The following is a 16,464-nucleotide window of genomic DNA, read 5'->3' as shown; positions in this document are numbered from 1 at the left end:
CCAATCGCGGCCGGTTGTCGGTGAGAGTACGCAATTCCTTACGTAACTCCCCGGGCGGGGCGACCACTTCGGACACTTCGCTGTCAGGCTTCGCGGCATGCGTATGCGATCTCTGTCCGTCGCCCTGTCCGGTGCCCTCGGCCTGTGTGCCCTCGCCGTACCGTCCGCTCACGCCGACGGTGACATCGTGATCACCGATGTCGTCGTCGGCGGAGGCGGTGACTTCGCCATCGGGGTCGGGGGTTCCAAGACCTTCCATGTGTCGGTCACCGCTCAGGACGACTCGGGTATCGAGTCGATGACCCTGCACATAGGGAATCCGGGCACGGTCTCCCTGTCCCCCGACCGAGGGGTGAGCTGCACCGCCGTCAACGCGACCACCAAGACCTGCACCGGCGGATTCACGGTGGACCAGAAGAGCGATCTGCTGCTCAACGAGGCGGCCGGCACCTGGTTCGTCCAGCCCACGGTGACCGCGAACGACGGCGACTGGCACTATTACGGCAAGGCCGACAGCTTCCGTGTCCGACGCCTCGCCAAACTCACCGTCAACGCCACCCCGGAGCCGGTGAAGAAGAACGCCCAGCTCACCGTCTCCGGGAAGCTGACCCACGCGGACTGGTACGTCGAGAGGACCGTCCCGTACGCGGGCCGCTGGGTGAAGCTCCAGTTCAAGAAGAAGGGCACGTCCACCTACAAGGACGTCAAGACCGTCAAGTCGTCCTCCACCGGCGCCCTGAAGACCACGGCCAAGGCCACCGCCGACGGTTACTGGCGCTGGACCTACGGCGGCGACTCCACCAACTCCGGCGCCAAGGCGGCGGGCGACTACGTCGATGTGAAGTAGTCCGGCGGTGAGGTAGCCCCGCGAGAGTCGCTTTCTACGCCGGGAAGCGGCGGTCCACCCACTTCCACAGGAACTCCAGGACCGCCGCCGCCCCCGCCGCGATGGCGACCGCCGTCCACGGCATCGTCGTACCGACCAGGCGCAGGGCGAAGAAGTCCTGGAGCCAGGGGACGACGAGGACGAGCAGGAAGCAGGCGCCCATGGCGGCGACCAGGCCGAGGCGCCACCAGGTGTAGGGGCGGGCGATGATCGCAAGGACCCACATGGAGATCAGGAAGAGGGTCAGGGTGGCCACGCTGGTCTCCGCGCTCAGCGCCCCTTCGCCGGTGTAGTGGTGGCGGGCGATCAGGTAGGTGGCGAAGGTGGCCACGGCGGCCAGGACGCCGCCCGGGATCGCGTAGCGCATGACCCGGCGTACGAAGTGGGGTTTCGCGCGCTCCTTGTTGGGGGCCAGGGCCAGGAAGAAGGCCGGGACGCCGATCGTGAGGGTGGACAGCAGGGTCAGATGGCGGGGGAGGAAGGGGTACTCGACCTGCGAGCAGACCACCAGGATGGCCAGCAGCACCGAGTAGACCGTCTTGACCAGGAACAGCGTGGCGACGCGGGTGATGTTGCCGATCACCCGGCGCCCCTCGGCCACCACCGACGGAAGCGTGGCGAAGCTGTTGTTGAGGAGGACGATCTGGGCGACGGCACGGGTGGCCTCCGAACCCGAGCCCATCGACACCCCGATGTCCGCGTCCTTCAGCGCCAGGACGTCGTTCACGCCGTCGCCCGTCATCGCGACCGTGTGGCCGTGCGACTGGAGGGCGCCGACCATGTTCCGCTTCTGCTGCGGGGTGACGCGGCCGAAGACGGTGCCGGAGTCGAGGGCCGTCGCCATCTCGTCGCGCTTGGCGGGGAGACGGCGGGCGTCGATCACCTTGCCGGTGAGGCCCAGTTTTCCGGCGACCGCTCCTACGGACACCGCGTTGTCGCCGGAGATGACCTTGGCCCGTACGTTCTGCTCCTCGAAGTAGCGCAGGGTGTCGGAGGCGTCCGGGCGCAGCCGTTGTTCGAGGACGACCAGGGCGGTGGGCTTCGCGTCGCGGGTGACCTCCGGATCGTCCAGCTCATGGGCGACCCGGGCCAGCAGCAGGACCCGTAGCCCCTCCTCGTTCAGGCGTTCGGTCTCGGTGAGGGCCGGGTCGTCGTCGGGGAGGAGGACATCGGGGGCGCCCAGCAGCCAGGTGCTCGACTCGCCGTCGCCCTCGCTGAAGGAGGCGCCGCTGTACTTGCGGGCCGAGGAGAAGGGGAGGGACTCGGTGCAGCGCCAGTCGTCGTGGTCGGGGTAGGCGTCGATGATGGCCTTCAGGGAGGCGTTCGGGCGGGGGTCGGACTCGCCGAGGGCGCCGAGCACTTTGCGTACGTACGACTCGTCGTTGCCGTCGAGGGCGCGCAGCTCGGTGACGTCCATGCCGCCCTCGGTGAGGGTGCCCGTCTTGTCCAGGCAGACCGTGTCGACGCGGGCGAGGCCCTCGATGGCCGGCAGTTCCTGCACCAGGCACTGCTGCCGGCCGAGGCGGATCACGCCGATCGCGAAGGCGACCGAGGTGAGCAGGACCAGGCCCTCCGGGACCATGGGGACGATGCCGCCGGCCGTGCGGGCGATGGAGTCCCGCAGGTCGTTCTCCTTCACCACCAGTTGGCTGATGATCAGACCGATCGCGGTCGGGATCATCATCCACGTCACGTACTTGAGGATCGTGGAGATGCCCGAGCGGAGTTCCGAGTGGACGAGCGTGAAGCGGGACGCCTCTTCCGCCAGTTGGGCGGCGTAGGCCTCCCGGCCGACCTTCGTGGCGGTGAAGGCGCCGCCGCCCGCGACCACGAAACTGCCGGACATCACCAGGTCGCCGGGCTGCTTCAGCACCGGGTCGGCCTCGCCGGTGAGCAGGGACTCGTCGATCTCCAGACCGTCGACCTCTACGCACTCGCCGTCCACGACGATCTTGTCGCCGGGGCCGATCTCGATCAGATCCCCGAGGACGATCTCCGAGGTGCCGACCTCGGCGGCCACACCGTCCCGCCGTACGGTCGGGCGGACCTCGCCGATCAGGGCGAGGGAGTCCAGGGTCTTCTTGGCCCGCCACTCCTGGATGATGCCGATGCCCGTGTTGGCCAGGATGACGAAGCCGAACAGGCTGTCCTGGATGGGGGCGACGGCCAGCATGATCAGCCAGAGGACGCCGATGATCGCGTTGAACCGGGTGAAGACGTTCGCGCGGACGATGTCGACCGTGGAGCGGCTGCTGCGGACGGGGACGTCGTTGACCTCGCCGCGCGCCACGCGTTCGGCGACCTCGGCCGCCGTGAGACCCAGGGCTCGCCCTGTGGCTGTCCTCGCGTACGGGGGTGGGGCGGGGGAGGGGTGCACAGGGTCGAGGCCGGCGCCCGCGTCGATGTGCGTCATGGATTTGACGGTACGGGGGTTTTGGGCGCGGTGTCGCCGGGGGTGCGCATCACCGGTGGGATCAGGGCACCCCCGAGTGCGGTGAACCTCCGGGGGCTGCGCCCCCGGACCCCCATCGCCCTACGGGCTCGTCCTCAATCGCCGGACGGGCTTGATTTCAGCCCGGTGTCGCGTCGGACTCCAAGTCGGCCTCCTCGTCGGCTGCCTGCCGCGCCGCGTGCTGCTTGATGGCCTTGTCCCGCTTCTTCACCAAGTGGATGCCCAGGCAGCCCAGGGCCGTTCCGGCCAGGCAGGTCCAGAGCCACCAGGTGTGGCCGTGGTCGGCGTACCAGCCGTAGAACGGGATCTGGGCGAGGAAGAGTGTGAACCAGAGGATCGTGCCGCCGATGATGACCGGCACCACGGGGCCTTCCAGGGGCTCCGGTGCCTCGTGCTTGGGGGTCCACTTCACCATGGGGCACAGCTTACGAGGCCCAGGGGTCTACGCGCGGAGATGGTGTTTCCGGGCGGCATACGTTCATACTGAAACGGTTTTTGATTTGACCACTTCTGTTCGTAGAAAACTCCAACAGCGTCCGGGGGGACTGTTGGGGATGAGGTTCCCCGCATGCCCACCTCGGCTCCCGCCAAGGTCTCCGCGCCCAGCGCCGTCGACCGCTACTTCCGGATCACGGAACGGGGCAGCACCCTGTCTCGTGAGATCCGCGGCGGCTTCGCCACGTTCTTCGCGATGGCGTACATCATCGTTCTCAATCCGATCATCCTGAGCAGCGCGAAGGACATGTACGGGCATCAGCTGGACTACGGCCAGCTGGTGACGGCCACGGCGATCACGGCCGCGTTCACGACGCTGCTGATGGGTGTCATCGGCAATGTGCCGATCGCCCTGGCGGCCGGGCTGGGCGTCAACACGGTGGTCGCGCTGCAGCTCGCGCCGCGTATGTCGTGGCCGGACGCGATGGGCATGGTGGTGCTCGCCGGGTTCATCGTGATGCTGCTGGTGGCGACGGGGCTGCGGGAGCGGGTGATGAACGCCGTCCCGCTGGGTTTGCGCAAGGGCATCTCGATCGGTATCGGGCTGTTCATCATGCTGATCGGGCTGGTCGATTCGGGCTTCGTCACCCGGATTCCGGACGCCGCCGGGACGACCGTGCCGCTGCAACTGGGCATGGCCGGCCATCTGAACGGGTGGCCGGTGCTCGTCTTCGTCCTCGGTGCGCTGCTGACGCTGGCGCTGATCGTGCGCAAGGTGCCGGGGGCGATTCTGATCTCGATCGTCGCCATGACGCTGCTCGCGGTCGTGGTCGAGGCGATCGCCGAGCTGCCGGCGGGGTCCTGGGGGCTGACGACACCGAAGTGGCCCGGCAATCCGGTCGCCACCCCGGACTTCGGGCTGATCGGCGAGGTGAGTCTCTTCGGCGGCTTCGCCGAGGTGGGGCTGCTGACCGGTGTTCTCTTCGTCTTCACCGTGCTGCTGTCGTGCTTCTTCGACGCGATGGGCACGATCATGGGCGTCGGCGACGAGGCCAAGCTGACCGACGCCGACGGTCAGATGCCCGGCATCAACAAGGTCCTCTTCGTCGACGGCATCGCCGTCGCCGCCGGTGGCGCCAGCTCCTCCTCGGCCACGACCTGCTTCGTCGAGTCCACGGCCGGGGTCGGCGAGGGCGCCCGTACCGGGTTCGCGAACGTCGTCACGGGCGCGCTGTTCGCCGTCGCGCTGTTCCTCACGCCGGTCGCCACGATGGTGCCGTCGCAGGCGGCCACCCCGGCGCTGCTCGCGGTCGGCTTTCTGATCCTCGCGGGCTCCGTCCGCGAGATCGACTGGGCCGACCACACGATCGCGATCCCCGCCTTCGTGACGATGGTGATGATGCCGTTCACCTACTCCATCACCAACGGCATCGGCATGGGCTTCATCACCTTCGCCGTACTGCGCCTCACCGCCGGGCGGGGCCGCGAGGTGCCGGTCGCGATGTATGTGGTGGCGGCGGTGTTCGCCTTCTACTACCTGATGCCGGCGCTGGGTCTGACGTAGCCGCCGACTCGCGTGGTCCTTCGGGTCTCACGTGACCCCGTAGAACTTCTCCGTCTCCTCGACCGCGTTCTGGAAGCGCTGGTCGAAGTCGTCGCGAATGAGCGTCCGGACCACATAGTCCTGGACGCTCATTCCCCTTTTCGCCGCGTGGTCCCGGAGGCGGTCCAGCAGTTCTCCGTCTATCCGCAGGCTGAGCACAGTGGTCCCCATGGGTATCAGGGTGGGGGTGCGGGCGGTCGCTGTGTCACGTTCTGCGTATTAGTCACTCGTATGAGTGATGAGAGGCGTGGCGGGGCTCACGTGGGCGGTTGTGGAGTTCCGGTGGTCTTTAGCGAGAGTAATGAGTTACGCTAAAGAACATGCCTGACCTGAATCGTGGCGACGACGAGGCCGCCGTGAACGCTCTGCGGTCCGCCGTGATGCGACTGTCCCGTCGGCTCAAGCACCAGCGGGTCGACGAATCGCTGAGCCCGACCGAGATGTCGGTCCTCGGCACCCTCGCCCGCTGTGGCACCGCCACCCCGGGTGAGCTGGCCCGCAAGGAGCATGTGCAGCCGCCGTCGATGACCCGCATCGTGGCGCTGCTGGAGAGCAAGGGGCTGGTGCGGCTGGAACCGCACCCCGAGGACCGGCGGCAGAAGGTGGTCACCCAGACGGAGCAGGCCGAGGCGATGCTCGAAGAGAGCCGTCGCAAGCGCAACGCGTTCCTCACGCATCTCGTCGAAGGGCTCGACGAGGAGGAGTGGGAGACACTGCGGGTGGCGGCGCCGGTGCTGGAGAAGCTCGCGCATCTCTGAGCGGGTGGGAGCGACCGGGGTGGTCGCAGGCGCTCGGGGGAGGCCGCGGGGCGGGCGTGGGCCGGGCCGGTGAGTGCGGTGGGCGCCCCCTGGAGGCGCCGGATGCGCCCGGTGTGAGCGGGGTCGCCGGTTGCGGCCAGGACCGCTGAGCGGCCCGGAAGCGCCGGACGCGGCGGATGCGCCGGAACGGACGCCGGTACGCCCCGTCGTACAGCCCGTGCGCCGTGGCCGAGCGGGCATGGGCAGGGCCCCGGATCAGCAGACAGAACAGGAGTAGTGAGGCTTACGCAACCGCAGGACGTTCACGCGTGTGACGCAAGGAGGCGAACCCCTTTGAGTACGGGACCCGGAGCAGCGTCCGCCCCCGCACCTACGCCCACCCACGAGCCCCGCGCCCATCCGGGCGTCAGGGAAGCACCACCGGATACGAACGGCACGGCGACGACTGCGCCCGGGGGCGCGACGACTGCGCCGGGGGGCGCGCCCGCCGGGCCCGCCGGGCCGGGGATCGGGTCGGCCGGGGCACGTGCGGCGTCTGTCGGGCCGGGGACCGCGTCGGCCGGGGCGCGTACGGAGTCTGCTGGGTCGGGGGCCGCGCCCGCTGGGCCGGGGGCTGGGTCTGGGGCCGCGTCGGCCGCGGCGCGTACAGGGTCTGCTGGGTCTGGGGCCGCGTCCGCCGGGTTGCGTACCGCGTCGGCCGGGTCTGGGGCCGCGCCCGCTAGGCCGGGGGCCGCGCCCGCCGGGTCGCGTACGGGGTCTGCTGGGCCGGAGGCCGCGCCCGCCGGGTCGCGTACCGCGTCGGCCGGGTTCGGGGCCGCGTCGGCCGGGTCGCGTGCCGCGCCTGCTGGGCCGGGGACCGTGGCCGCCGGGTCGCGTGCCGCGTCTGTCGCGTGCCGCACGGCGTCGGCCGAGGTGCCGACGGACTCCGGTGCCGCTGTTGAATCCGGCGCTGATGTTGATTCCGGTGCCGCTGCTGAATCCCGCGCCGGCACTGGTTCTGGTGCCGCTGTTGAATCCGGCGCTCACGTTGATTCCCATGCCGCCGTTGAATCCGGCGCTCACGTTGGTTCCCATGCCGCCGTTGAATCCGGCGCGAGCATTGGCTCGGGTGTCGCTGTGAATTCCGGCCCGGTACAGGGCCCCGGTTCCGGACCCGTCGAGGGGGTGGGGGCCGTTCTCGAAGGGGCCGGCGGGGCTCGTAAGCGGGCCTCCATGTTTCGGTCCCTTCGGGTCAGGAACTATCGGCTGTTCTTCGTCGGGCAGGTCGTGTCGAACGTCGGCACCTGGATGCAGCGGATCGCCCAGGACTGGCTGGTGCTGAGCCTGACCGGGTCGTCCACGGCCGTCGGTGTGACCATGGCCCTGCAGTTCGTGCCGATGATGTTCTTCGGGCTGTACGGCGGGGTGCTCGTCGACCGGTTCCCGAAGCGGCGGCTGCTGTTCCTGACGCAGACCTCCATGGCCGTGACCGCGCTGACGCTCGCCGTGCTCACCCTCTCCGGGCATGTGCATGTCTGGCATGTGTACGTCGCCGCGTTCGCCGTCGGTATGGCGACCGTCGTCGACAATCCGGCCCGGCAGTCGTTCGTCGCCGAGATGGTCGGCCCCGAGCACCTCCAGAACGCGGTCAGCCTCAACTCGGCGAACTTCCAGTCGGCCCGGCTCGTCGGTCCCGCCGTCGCCGGTGTACTGATCACGACCGTCGGCACGGGCTGGGCGTTCCTCTACAACGGGCTGTCCTTCGTCGCCCCCATCACCGGTCTGCTGCTGATGCGGGCCCGTGACCTGCACCCCGCCCGGCGCGCGCCGCGCAAGAAGGGCCAGCTGCGGGAGGGGCTGCGCTATGTCGCCGGGCGCCCCGAACTGCTCTGGCCCATCGTGCTCGTCGGCTTCATCGGCACGTTCGGCTTCAACTTCCCCGTCTGGCTGTCGGCGTACGCGGACGATGTGTTCCACTCCGGGGCCGGGTCGTACAGCCTCTTCAACACGCTCATGGCGGTCGGGTCGGTGTCCGGAGCGCTTCTCGCCGCGCGGCGGGGGACGGCTCGGCTGCGGGTGCTGATCGCCGGGGCGGCGGCTTTCGGGGTGCTGGAGATCGTCGCCGCGCTGGCGCCGGCGTACTGGATCTTCGCGGCGCTCATGGTGCCGATCGGGATGTTCGGGCTGACGGTGAACGTCACCACCAACACGGCGATTCAGATGGGGACCGATCCTGTGATGCGGGGGCGGGTGATGGCCCTGTACATGATGGTGTTCCTCGGGGGTACGCCGCTGGGAGCGCCGGTCGCCGGGTGGGTGACCGATGCGTATGGGCCCCGGGTGGGGTTTGTCGCCGGGGGCGCTGTTTCCGCGGTGGCCGCGATCACTGTGGGGTTGGTGCTGGTGAGAGCGGGTGGGGTGCGGTTGTCCGTGGGGTGGGAGCGGGGGCATCCGCGGGTGAAGGTCGTTTCGGAGGGGCGGGGGGAGGAGAGACGGGTGGTTTCCGCGTAGCGGTTTTCCGCGGAGCGGGTTCTGTTTGGGGGTGCGTGGGCGCCTTCCGGGGTGCCTGGGTGGGTTGTGGGGCGGGTGCGGGTTGGTTGGGGTTGATCGCGCCCGCGCGGCGGAGCCGCATATTGATTACAGCCCCGCGCCCCTTTCTTTCGGGGCTCCGCCCCTCAATCAAGAGCCCTTCCCCCGAGCCTTCGCTGCAGTCGGTCGGTGTTGAGACAGTGGCCCTATGAGACTCTTCGCCGCCGTGTTGCCGCCCGCTGATGTCGTGGATGAACTCGCCGCGGTGGTCGGGGAGTTGAAGGGGCGGCCGGGCGGGGAGCGGTTGCGGTGGACCGAGGCCGAGGGGTGGCACTTCACGCTCGCGTTCTACGGTGAGGTCGGTGACGACGTCGTCTCCGAGCTGTCGCGGCGGCTCGCCAAGGCCGCGCGGCGGGGGCCGGGGTTCTCGTTGGCCTTGCGGGGCGGGGGACAGTTCGGGCGGGGGCGGGCCCTCTGGGTGGGGGTCGAGGGGGATGTGGCGGCGTTGCGGCTGCTTGCCGGGCGGGCCGAGGCCGCGGGGCGGAAGGCCGGGGTCGACATGGGGGAGTACCGGCGGTACCGGCCCCATCTGACGCTGGCCCGGAGCCGGGGGGAGCGCGATGTGCGGGGCCAGGTCGATGCGCTGGGCGCGTTCGCGGGGCGTACCTGGGTCGTTTCCGAGCTCGCCCTCGTGCGCAGCAATCTGCCCGTGTCCGGGGTGCCGGGGGAGCAGCCCCGGTACGAGGTGGTCGAGCGGTGGGGGCTCGGGGACGCCGGTTAGGCTCTTTGGGTGGACCCGAAGACCCGTAACCGGATCATGGCCGGTGTGCTCGTGCTGATGTTCGGCGTTGTCGCTGTCGCGGCGGCCCTCGGTAAGTAGCGGGCCGACAGAGGGCCGCCGCGAGGCGCCGGGTGGCTGTGGCGCCCGTCCCGGGCCGCTACCAGGCGAAGGCCTCCGGGGACGGGCCGGGGCCCGGGAAGATCTCGTCCAGGGCCGTCAACAGCTCGTCGGACAGCTCCAGTTCGGCCGCGCGGAGAGCGGAGTCGAGCTGTTCGGCGGTGCGCGGGCCGACGATGGGGCCGGTGACGCCGGGGCGGGTCAGCAGCCAGGCCAAGGCCACCTCGCCGGGCTCCAGGGCGTGCTTGTCGATCAGGTCCTCGTACGACTGGACCTGGGCGCGTACGGCTGGGTCGGCCAAGGCGCCCGCGGCCCGGCCGGAGGCGCGGCGGCTGCCCTGGACCTCCTTCTTGAGGACACCGCCGAGCATTCCGCCGTGCAGCGGTGACCAGGGGATGACGCCGAGGCCGTACTCCCGCGCGGCCGGGATGACCTCCATCTCGGCGCGGCGCTCGTAGAGGTTGTAGAGGCACTGCTCGCTGACCAGGCCGATGGTGCCGCCGCGACGGGCGGCGGTCTCGTTGGCCTGGGCGATCTTGTAGCCGGGGAAGTTGGAGGAGCCGGCGTAGAGGATCTTGCCCTGCTGGACGAGGACGTCGATCGCCTGCCAGATCTCGTCGAACGGGGTGTCCCGGTCGATGTGGTGGAACTGGTAGAGGTCGATGTGGTCGGTCCGGAGCCGCTTGAGTGAGGCGTCCACGGCACGCCGGATGTTCGCCGCCGACAGCTTGTCGTGGTTGGGCCAGGCGGCGCCGTCCGCGCCCATGTTGCCGTAGACCTTGGTGGCGAGGACGACCTTGTCGCGGCGGTCGCCGCCCTTCGCGAACCAGTTGCCGATGATCGTCTCGGTGCGGCCCTTGTTCTCGCCCCAGCCGTAGACGTTCGCCGTGTCGAAGAAGTTGATGCCCGCGTCCAGCGCCGCGTCCATGATCGCGTGGCTGTCCGCTTCGTCCGTCTGCGGACCGAAGTTCATCGTCCCGAGAACGATCCGACTGACCTTGAGTCCCGTGCGTCCGAGCTGTGTGTACTTCATGACTCCTTAGCCAAGGGCGTGGAGTGGGCTCTAGGCAAGGAGCCTCGGTCGGCGATCCCGATCTTGACGCTAACTGGGGGTTAGTGCTTTCCTTTGGAAAGCTATCTGTTGAGACTTCAAGTTCATTGCCACCGCATGGGAGCGATCGTGACCCCCACCACGCCTGCCCGCCGGGCCCTTGTCGCCGGCCTCTCCGCCCTCGCGGCCGTCGCGCTGACGTCGACCGTCGCCGTCGTACCGGCCGTCGCGGCGACACCGGGCGCCACCGCACATGTCTCGTACGGGGACGGCGCGCGCCTCGGCTACCAGAAGTCCGTCGCCGTGCGGGTGCTCAAGGGCGTGTTCGAGGACGGGGACACCGGCGTCGTCGACCGTTACGTACGGCCCGACTACATCCAGCACAACCCGCTCGCGCCCGACGGGGCGGAGACGCTGAAGGGGCTCGCGGGGGCGATGGCGGAGCAGTTCCCGGACCTGAAGTACGACGTCAAGCGGGTCATCTCGCAGGGGGACCTGGTGCTGGTCCACTCCAACGTCGTGCTGACACCCGGCAGTCGGGGCTCCGCCGTCGTCGACATCTTCCGCTTCCAGGGCGGCCGGATCGCCGAGCACTGGGACGTGGCGCAGAACGTGCCCGAGTCCACCGCGAACGGCAACGACATGTTCTCGACGGTCACTTCACCGCGTACGAACCGGCCGGGGCCGGCCTGGCTGACCTCGTACCACCAGAAGCTGGTCACCAAGGCGTTCGACCGGTTGCTCGTGCGGAAGGACCTGTCGGCGATCGACACGTACTGGGGGCCCGAGTACCAGCAGCACAACCCGAACATCCCCAACGGGGTGGAGGGCGTGAAGGCCGGGCTGGGGGCGTACTTCGAGCAGTTCCCGCAGCTCTCCGTGGAGCGCAAGCGGGTCATCGCGGAGGGGGACCTGGTCGCCGTTCACAGCCACTACGTCAACGCGCCGGGCGAGCGCGGTCAGGCCATCCTCGATCTGTTCCGGGTGCGCGACGGGAGGATCGTCGAGCACTGGGACGTCATCCAGGACGTACCGGAGACTTCGGCGAACGACAACACGATGTTCTGACCGGGTTCCCATCGGCGCGTCGCTGGTCATGAATGGAGACACGGGGTCCGGGGTGGGGCCGCGGGGATCTGAGGATTCCGGTCGGGGGGACGTGTCCGGTGAGAAGACGTGCGGTCGCGTGGGTGCTGGGTGTGGTGGTCTGCCTGACGGGTGTGACGATCACGGGTGCGGTGATCACGGGCGTGATGACCAGGGGCGTGGTGACCAGAGAGGTGCCCTCGCGGGTGGCTCAGGACGGCTGCCGCGCCGCGGAGTTGGCGGGGGCCGAGGTGCGCGCCTCGGTGCGGTTGGAGCACGACGACACGACGTACACCAAGGTCGTGAGCGAGCTGACGGTGGAGGTGCCGGGGACGTGGTCGTCGGCCCGGGATCTGCTGCTCGGTGAGGGCAGCAGGCGGTACGGGGCGGCGATGGCCTGTCTCACCGGGGCCGACCGGTACGACCCCCGCTGGTCGGATCGGCGGCCCCGGAAGCCCGTCGTCACCAGCGAGGGCGGCAGGGTCCGTGTCGTCGACGAGACGTACGGCTGGGTCGACTACTACCGGGGCCCCATCGACGTGGGGCCGTGGCAGGTCTGGCACACCGGCCGGGGCGAGTGGACGGTGCGGCTCGTGCCGCCGGAGGCGCTGTCGGGCGCCTGGTGGGACGAGATCACCGTGGACCCCGGGCGGCCCGGCGCCGAGAGCGTGGAACTCGAACCCCGCGCGGGCGAAGGGGCCACGGCGCTGGTGTGGCGGCCCGGCCGGGTGGACCAGGAGGAGTGGACGGCGTACGGGGTGCCCGCGGGGCTCGCGGTGGCCGTGGTGGTCCGGCCGCCCTGGCCCCGGGCCTGGGCGGCGTGGAGCGGCGACGTCGCCTTCGTGGGAGTGGACTCCCTCGGTGTGCTGCTCTGGGTCGTCGTCTTCGGCGGGCTGGTGCTGGCGGCGGTCCGGCGGTACCGCCGACGACCGGGTACGCCGCCCGACGCCCGGCGCGCGCTGGCCAATCTGCGGTGGTGGGTCCTCGCGGTCTGCGGCCTCTGCGCGCTCGCCGTCACCGACGGTCTCGTCGAGGCGTTCGCGCTGTACACGGAGGAGGACCTGCCGCTGGACATCCTCTTCCCGGTCGTCGAGCACGGCTGCGGTCTGCTGTGCGTCTGGCTGTTGCTCTCCTTCGCCCGGCCGCCGAGGTCCGCGCGATGGCTGGTCGCCGGGTTGGGGCTGACGTGGGCGGTGTCGTTCCTGGCCGCATTGGCGGTCGATCTGAAGCCGGGCTCGGTCCCGGTGGCGGTCCGGCCGGCGGGACCGTACGTCGATCTGGAGGTCCAGCTCGCTCTGCAGGCCCTCGGTTCCTCCTGCCTCGTGGCGCTGCTGCTGTTCGCGTTCGTCGCGGTGGCCTGGCGGCTCGCGGCCGATGGACGGCTGCTGCCGCCGAGCCGTCGCCCGCCCGGCCGGGAACGGCGGCTGCGGCTGAGCATCGCCGGGCCGACGGTACTCGCCGTCACCCTGGCCATGGCCGTGTGCTTCGCCCTCGTCGAGGAACGCAACTGGGGGCAGGCCGCCTGGCTGATGAACCCGGCGCACCACGAGTACGGGGAGGAGCACCGGCAGGACCTTCTCGCCGAGGCCGCGTGGTCCGTCTCGTACATCGTCGACTGGCTGCTCGTCGAACAGGGCTGGTGGCTGACCAGCCTGGCCCTGATCGCCGTACTCCGCCTCGGACACAACCCCGCCGCCCTCACCCCGCTCCACGACCCGGCGGACCGGCTGCTGCTGCTCGGCTTCTTCCCGCTCGCCGTCGGCCTGGACCCGCAGAATCATGTGGACAACGCGCTGCTCGAATTCCTGTGGATCTTCATGTACACGGGGGCGCTGTACGGGGTCACGGCGCTCTTCGCCCAACGTTCCGTGCTGGCCCAGCTGTTCGAGATATCGAGGCGGCCGCTGGCCACGGTGGTCGGCCCGGACGCCCGTCGGCGGCTGTTGGACAAGGCGCGGACGTACCGGGAGATCCATGCCGAGCTACGGCGGCTCGATCAGGGGCTCTTCGGGGATGTGCCGCCCCGACGGGACGCCCTGGAGCGGCGGTTGAACCGGCTGCACGAGTGGCGGGTGAACAGCGTGCCGGGGGCCGCGCCCGACCGGTTGCCCGCGAATGTGTCCGTCGTCGACGCCGTGCTGGCGCTCGGGCCGAGGGACGGGTGGTGGGGCAACGGGGTGCGCGGGGCGCGTTTCGCGCTCGTGCCCGGGGTTCCGGCGGCCGTGCTCAACACCTGGTCGCAGTGGATTCGGGGCGAGGGGTGGCAGAACACCCTCGCCGATCTGCTCGGTTTCGCCGGTCTGGTGGCCGGACTCGTCTCCTGGACGGTCACCTTCGCGGGCGCCGGGTTCGTGCTGGGCGCGCTGTGGCGGGTGCTGCCGGGGCGGCGGGGTGCGGTGAAGGCGTTGCCCGTCGCCGTGGCCTTCGCGCTGCCCGTGGGGCTCGATGTCGTGCTGGCCCGGCTGCTGCACGAGAGTTCGGCCAACGTGGCGCTGTACGTGTCGACCATGCTTTTCGTGCTCACCGTCACCGCGATCGCCCTCGACCTCGACACCTTCGCCGGTGAACGGCGGTACTGGCAGAGCCGGTTGGGGCTGCTGTTGTCGATCTACCAGATGCGGTACTACTCCCTCCAGGTCGCCTACGTCATCGGCCAGCTCATCGCGATCATCACCATCTGGCAGTTCTTCGCGGAGCCGGACGCGGTGCCGTCGGGCGGGGAGGCGCCGCCGGCTTCGAATGACGGGGCGGGGAACTGAGATGCGACAGGGACATACGGCAGGGGTGGGGCGTGGAGGGCGTGGAGGGTGTGAAGGGCGTGGACGGTGTGGGGGGCATGGGGGGCATGGGGGGCATGGGGGGCGTGGTGAGGGTGCGGGGGCTTGTGGTGCCGCCTTTGTTGGTGGAGTTGGTGCGGGAGGGGCGGTGGAGGCATCCGGGGGACGAGGTGTTGGGGCGGGTGATTCCCTGGTTCGAGGACCCGCTGCACTTCTGCGGGAGTCTGGCGGAGATGGAGCGGGAGTCCAGGTCGATGGACCTGTTCGCCGACGACGGCCCCTCCGGGATTTTTCGTGAGGTGCGGGGCAGTGAGTCGGACGGGCCCGTGGAACTGCCTTGGCTGGATGTCGAGAAGGCGTTCCTCATCGCGGTCAACCGCAACCTCGGTGACGATGTCGCCCTGGCGCTCGACTACCGCACCGATCCGGCCGACCCCCGCGTCGTGGGCAGCGACTTCTGGGGCCGCAGCTCGGTGGAGTGTGAGTGGCGGGTCGTGGCGCCCACGTTCTCCGGGTTCGTCGCCGCGATCGGGCTCGTGGGGGACGGTGTGGTGGGGGACGGTGTGGTGGAGGGGTGAGGGTCAGGTTTTCTGGAGGCTGGGGAGTGGGCGACGGTGGGGTAGGAGGAGGAGCGGGGTCGCCAGGAGGAGGGCGCCGGCCAGGGCTATCGCCCGGCGGGGGCCCGTCGCTGTGGCCAGGAGGCCCCAGAGGGCGGTCAGGGCGGCCGTGGTGAGTTTGCTGGTGATCGACCAGGCCGAGAGGGTACGGGCCGTACGGTCCGGTGGGGTCTCGTTGAGGCGGTGGGTGACGCTCACCGGGTTGAACACCGCCGCGCAGGTGATCAGGCCGAGTTCCACCGCCATGACCAGGAGGAGTCCGGGCGTACCGGGGTGGACGAAGGCCAGGCCCAGCGGCCAGCACGCCCTGAGGGTTCCCGCGATCAGCAGGACCTTGCGCTGACCGTGGCGGGCGACCAGCCGGCGGGAGAGGCGGGAGCCGATGAGACCGCCGGCGCAGGGGACCGCGAAGGCGAGGCCGTACTGCCAGGGGGCGAAGCCCAGGTCGTCGACCATGAGGATGAGCAGCAACGGGGAGGTCGCCATGATCAGGCCGTTGACCAGGATCGTGTTGAGGAAGAGGGGGCGTAGGGAGGGGCTGCGGAGGAGGAAGCGCCAGCCTTCCAGGAGGTCGGCCGGGTGGAGGGGGGTGCGGAGGGGGGTGCGGTGGGGGCGGCTGGCCGGGTGGGTGTGGGTGGTGGGGTGGGTGCGGTCGGTGGGGGCGGTTGGGTGTTTCTCCTTGGTGGCGATCGCCTGGATGCCCGCCGCCGAGAGGGCGTAGCTGGCGGCGTTGGTGATCAGGGTCGTCATCGGGCCGAGGACACCGATCGCGGCGCCGCCGAGGGGTGGGCCCAGCATCGTGGCCGTCCACGTGGTGGCCTCGAAGCGGGCGTTCGCGGTGAGGAGGTGGTCCGGGGGGACCAGGGATTTCAGGTACGCGCCGCTCGCCGCGTTGAAGGTGAGGTCGGCGGTGGCCATGACGACCGCTACGAGGAGGAGTTGGGTGAAGCCGAGGAGGTCCAGGGCGTAGGCGGCGGGGATGGTCAGGATGGCGGCGCAGCGGATGAGGTCCATCGTGATCATCACCGGGCGTTTGCGGCGGAACTCCATCCAGGGGCCGAGGGGTACGGCCATGACGGCGCCTACCGCCAGGCCGGTGGCGGCGAGGGCCGAGACCTGGGTGGGGGTGGCGTCGAGGACCAGGACGGCGATGAGGGGGAAGGCGTCGAAGGCGAGCCAGGTGCCGGCGGTGCTGACCGCGAACGCCGTCCACAGCCAGCGGAACTCTCGGCCCAGTGTGCTGCTCATTCCGGCCCCCGTTGTCTGTGGGTTCCTGCCGTGTGGTCGGGTCCATCCAAGCGGGTGGGGCGCCTGGGGTGTGGGGGTGGGTCGGGGCCGGGCCGGTGTGTCAGTCCGTCGCAGGCGGACGTACTGCTCGGGGGTTGGATGGCGT

The 16,464-nt window shown here is 70.1% G+C and carries 14 protein-coding genes; 9 read left to right on the top strand and 5 right to left on the bottom strand.

Translation table 11 applies throughout. From position 1 onward, the window contains the following. Nucleotides 1-97: 97 nt before the first annotated feature. The gene (locus tag ACWD4G_RS36200; protein ID WP_451301220.1) at nucleotides 98-847 is read left to right on the top strand and encodes a calcium-binding protein; all 750 of its coding nucleotides are present in this window, start codon (nucleotides 98-100) and stop codon (nucleotides 845-847) included. 34 nt (nucleotides 848-881) lie between these two features. Here the strand turns inward: ACWD4G_RS36200 and ACWD4G_RS36195 are convergent, their stop codons facing one another. Continuing rightward, nucleotides 882-3,299 carry an HAD-IC family P-type ATPase gene (locus tag ACWD4G_RS36195; protein ID WP_451301218.1) on the bottom strand — a complete coding sequence of 806 codons (2,418 nt, stop codon included), beginning with the start codon at nucleotides 3,297-3,299 and terminating at the stop codon, nucleotides 882-884. Nucleotides 3,300-3,456: 157 nt separating this feature from the next. Then, nucleotides 3,457-3,753: a DUF2530 domain-containing protein gene (locus ACWD4G_RS36190; RefSeq protein WP_451301216.1), complete on the bottom strand. Its 297-nt coding sequence runs from the start codon at nucleotides 3,751-3,753 to the stop codon at nucleotides 3,457-3,459. Between the two features lie 153 nt (nucleotides 3,754-3,906). On the opposite strand from ACWD4G_RS36190, the gene ACWD4G_RS36185 reads away from it, so the two are divergent. Further along, nucleotides 3,907-5,337, top strand: a complete 1,431-nt coding sequence (locus ACWD4G_RS36185; RefSeq protein WP_451301214.1) for an NCS2 family permease — start codon at nucleotides 3,907-3,909, stop codon at nucleotides 5,335-5,337. A 27-nt stretch (nucleotides 5,338-5,364) separates the two neighbouring features. On the opposite strand, the gene ACWD4G_RS36180 is transcribed toward ACWD4G_RS36185, so the two are convergent. Further along, nucleotides 5,365-5,553 (bottom strand): ribbon-helix-helix protein, CopG family, encoded by a 189-nt coding sequence (locus ACWD4G_RS36180; RefSeq protein ID WP_451301347.1) that lies wholly within the window; start codon nucleotides 5,551-5,553, stop codon nucleotides 5,365-5,367. A 143-nt stretch (nucleotides 5,554-5,696) separates the two neighbouring features. Between ACWD4G_RS36180 and ACWD4G_RS36175 the strand changes: the two genes are divergently transcribed. The 4 genes from ACWD4G_RS36175 to thpR all read left to right on the top strand — a co-directional run bounded on the left by ACWD4G_RS36175 (nucleotide 5,697) and on the right by thpR (nucleotide 9,423). Then, nucleotides 5,697-6,134, top strand: coding sequence for a MarR family winged helix-turn-helix transcriptional regulator (locus tag ACWD4G_RS36175; RefSeq protein WP_451301212.1), 438 nt, complete (start codon nucleotides 5,697-5,699; stop codon nucleotides 6,132-6,134). A 928-nt stretch (nucleotides 6,135-7,062) separates the two neighbouring features. Beyond that, the gene (locus ACWD4G_RS36170; protein ID WP_451301211.1) at nucleotides 7,063-7,254 is read left to right on the top strand and encodes a hypothetical protein; all 192 of its coding nucleotides are present in this window, start codon (nucleotides 7,063-7,065) and stop codon (nucleotides 7,252-7,254) included. A gap of 92 nt (nucleotides 7,255-7,346) precedes the next feature. Further along, on the top strand, nucleotides 7,347-8,624 hold the full coding sequence (locus ACWD4G_RS36165) for an MFS transporter (RefSeq protein WP_451301209.1): 1,278 nt from the start codon (nucleotides 7,347-7,349) through the stop codon (nucleotides 8,622-8,624). Between the two features lie 226 nt (nucleotides 8,625-8,850). Next, a complete protein-coding gene (thpR, locus tag ACWD4G_RS36160; protein ID WP_451301207.1) occupies nucleotides 8,851-9,423 on the top strand; it encodes an RNA 2',3'-cyclic phosphodiesterase in 573 nt (190 codons plus the stop codon). A gap of 157 nt (nucleotides 9,424-9,580) precedes the next feature. Here thpR and ACWD4G_RS36155 read toward each other — a convergent pair whose 3' ends face one another. Beyond that, complete coding sequence (locus tag ACWD4G_RS36155) at nucleotides 9,581-10,573, bottom strand: aldo/keto reductase (RefSeq protein WP_451301205.1); 993 nt, start codon at nucleotides 10,571-10,573, stop codon at nucleotides 9,581-9,583. A 147-nt stretch (nucleotides 10,574-10,720) separates the two neighbouring features. On the opposite strand from ACWD4G_RS36155, the gene ACWD4G_RS36150 reads away from it, so the two are divergent. From ACWD4G_RS36150 to ACWD4G_RS36140, 3 genes are all read left to right on the top strand, one after another. Beyond that, complete coding sequence (locus ACWD4G_RS36150; protein WP_451301203.1) at nucleotides 10,721-11,659, top strand: nuclear transport factor 2 family protein; 939 nt, start codon at nucleotides 10,721-10,723, stop codon at nucleotides 11,657-11,659. A gap of 98 nt (nucleotides 11,660-11,757) precedes the next feature. Beyond that, on the top strand, nucleotides 11,758-14,436 hold the full coding sequence (locus ACWD4G_RS36145; RefSeq protein WP_451301201.1) for a DUF6185 family protein: 2,679 nt from the start codon (nucleotides 11,758-11,760) through the stop codon (nucleotides 14,434-14,436). 77 nt (nucleotides 14,437-14,513) lie between these two features. Then, a complete protein-coding gene (locus ACWD4G_RS36140) occupies nucleotides 14,514-15,032 on the top strand; it encodes a hypothetical protein (RefSeq protein ID WP_451301199.1) in 519 nt (172 codons plus the stop codon). Between the two features lie 3 nt (nucleotides 15,033-15,035). Here the strand turns inward: ACWD4G_RS36140 and ACWD4G_RS36135 are convergent, their stop codons facing one another. Next, entirely contained in the window at nucleotides 15,036-16,319 is a 1,284-nt protein-coding gene (locus tag ACWD4G_RS36135; protein WP_451301197.1) for an MFS transporter, read from the bottom strand. Nucleotides 16,320-16,464: the final 145 nt, after the last annotated feature.

The sequence above is a fragment of the Streptomyces sp. NPDC002643 genome (assembly GCF_053592555.1).
The sequence above is the reverse complement of the archived record's forward strand: the minus strand, read 5'-3'. Positions and strand labels throughout refer to the sequence as shown.

Excerpts from the sequence above, each read along its gene's own strand:
- ACWD4G_RS36200 (WP_451301220.1), top strand. The coding sequence starts at position 98 with ATGCGTATGCGATCTCTGTCCGTCGCCCTGTCCGGTGCCCTCGGCCTG.
- ACWD4G_RS36195 (WP_451301218.1), bottom strand. The coding sequence starts at position 3,299 with ATGACGCACATCGACGCGGGCGCCGGCCTCGACCCTGTGCACCCCTCC.
- ACWD4G_RS36190 (WP_451301216.1), bottom strand. The coding sequence starts at position 3,753 with ATGGTGAAGTGGACCCCCAAGCACGAGGCACCGGAGCCCCTGGAAGGC.
- ACWD4G_RS36185 (WP_451301214.1), top strand. The coding sequence starts at position 3,907 with ATGCCCACCTCGGCTCCCGCCAAGGTCTCCGCGCCCAGCGCCGTCGAC.
- ACWD4G_RS36175 (WP_451301212.1), top strand. The coding sequence starts at position 5,697 with ATGCCTGACCTGAATCGTGGCGACGACGAGGCCGCCGTGAACGCTCTG.
- ACWD4G_RS36165 (WP_451301209.1), top strand. The coding sequence starts at position 7,347 with ATGTTTCGGTCCCTTCGGGTCAGGAACTATCGGCTGTTCTTCGTCGGG.
- thpR (WP_451301207.1), top strand. The coding sequence starts at position 8,851 with ATGAGACTCTTCGCCGCCGTGTTGCCGCCCGCTGATGTCGTGGATGAA.
- ACWD4G_RS36155 (WP_451301205.1), bottom strand. The coding sequence starts at position 10,573 with ATGAAGTACACACAGCTCGGACGCACGGGACTCAAGGTCAGTCGGATC.
- ACWD4G_RS36140 (WP_451301199.1), top strand. The coding sequence starts at position 14,514 with ATGGGGGGCATGGGGGGCATGGGGGGCGTGGTGAGGGTGCGGGGGCTT.
- ACWD4G_RS36135 (WP_451301197.1), bottom strand. The coding sequence starts at position 16,319 with ATGAGCAGCACACTGGGCCGAGAGTTCCGCTGGCTGTGGACGGCGTTC.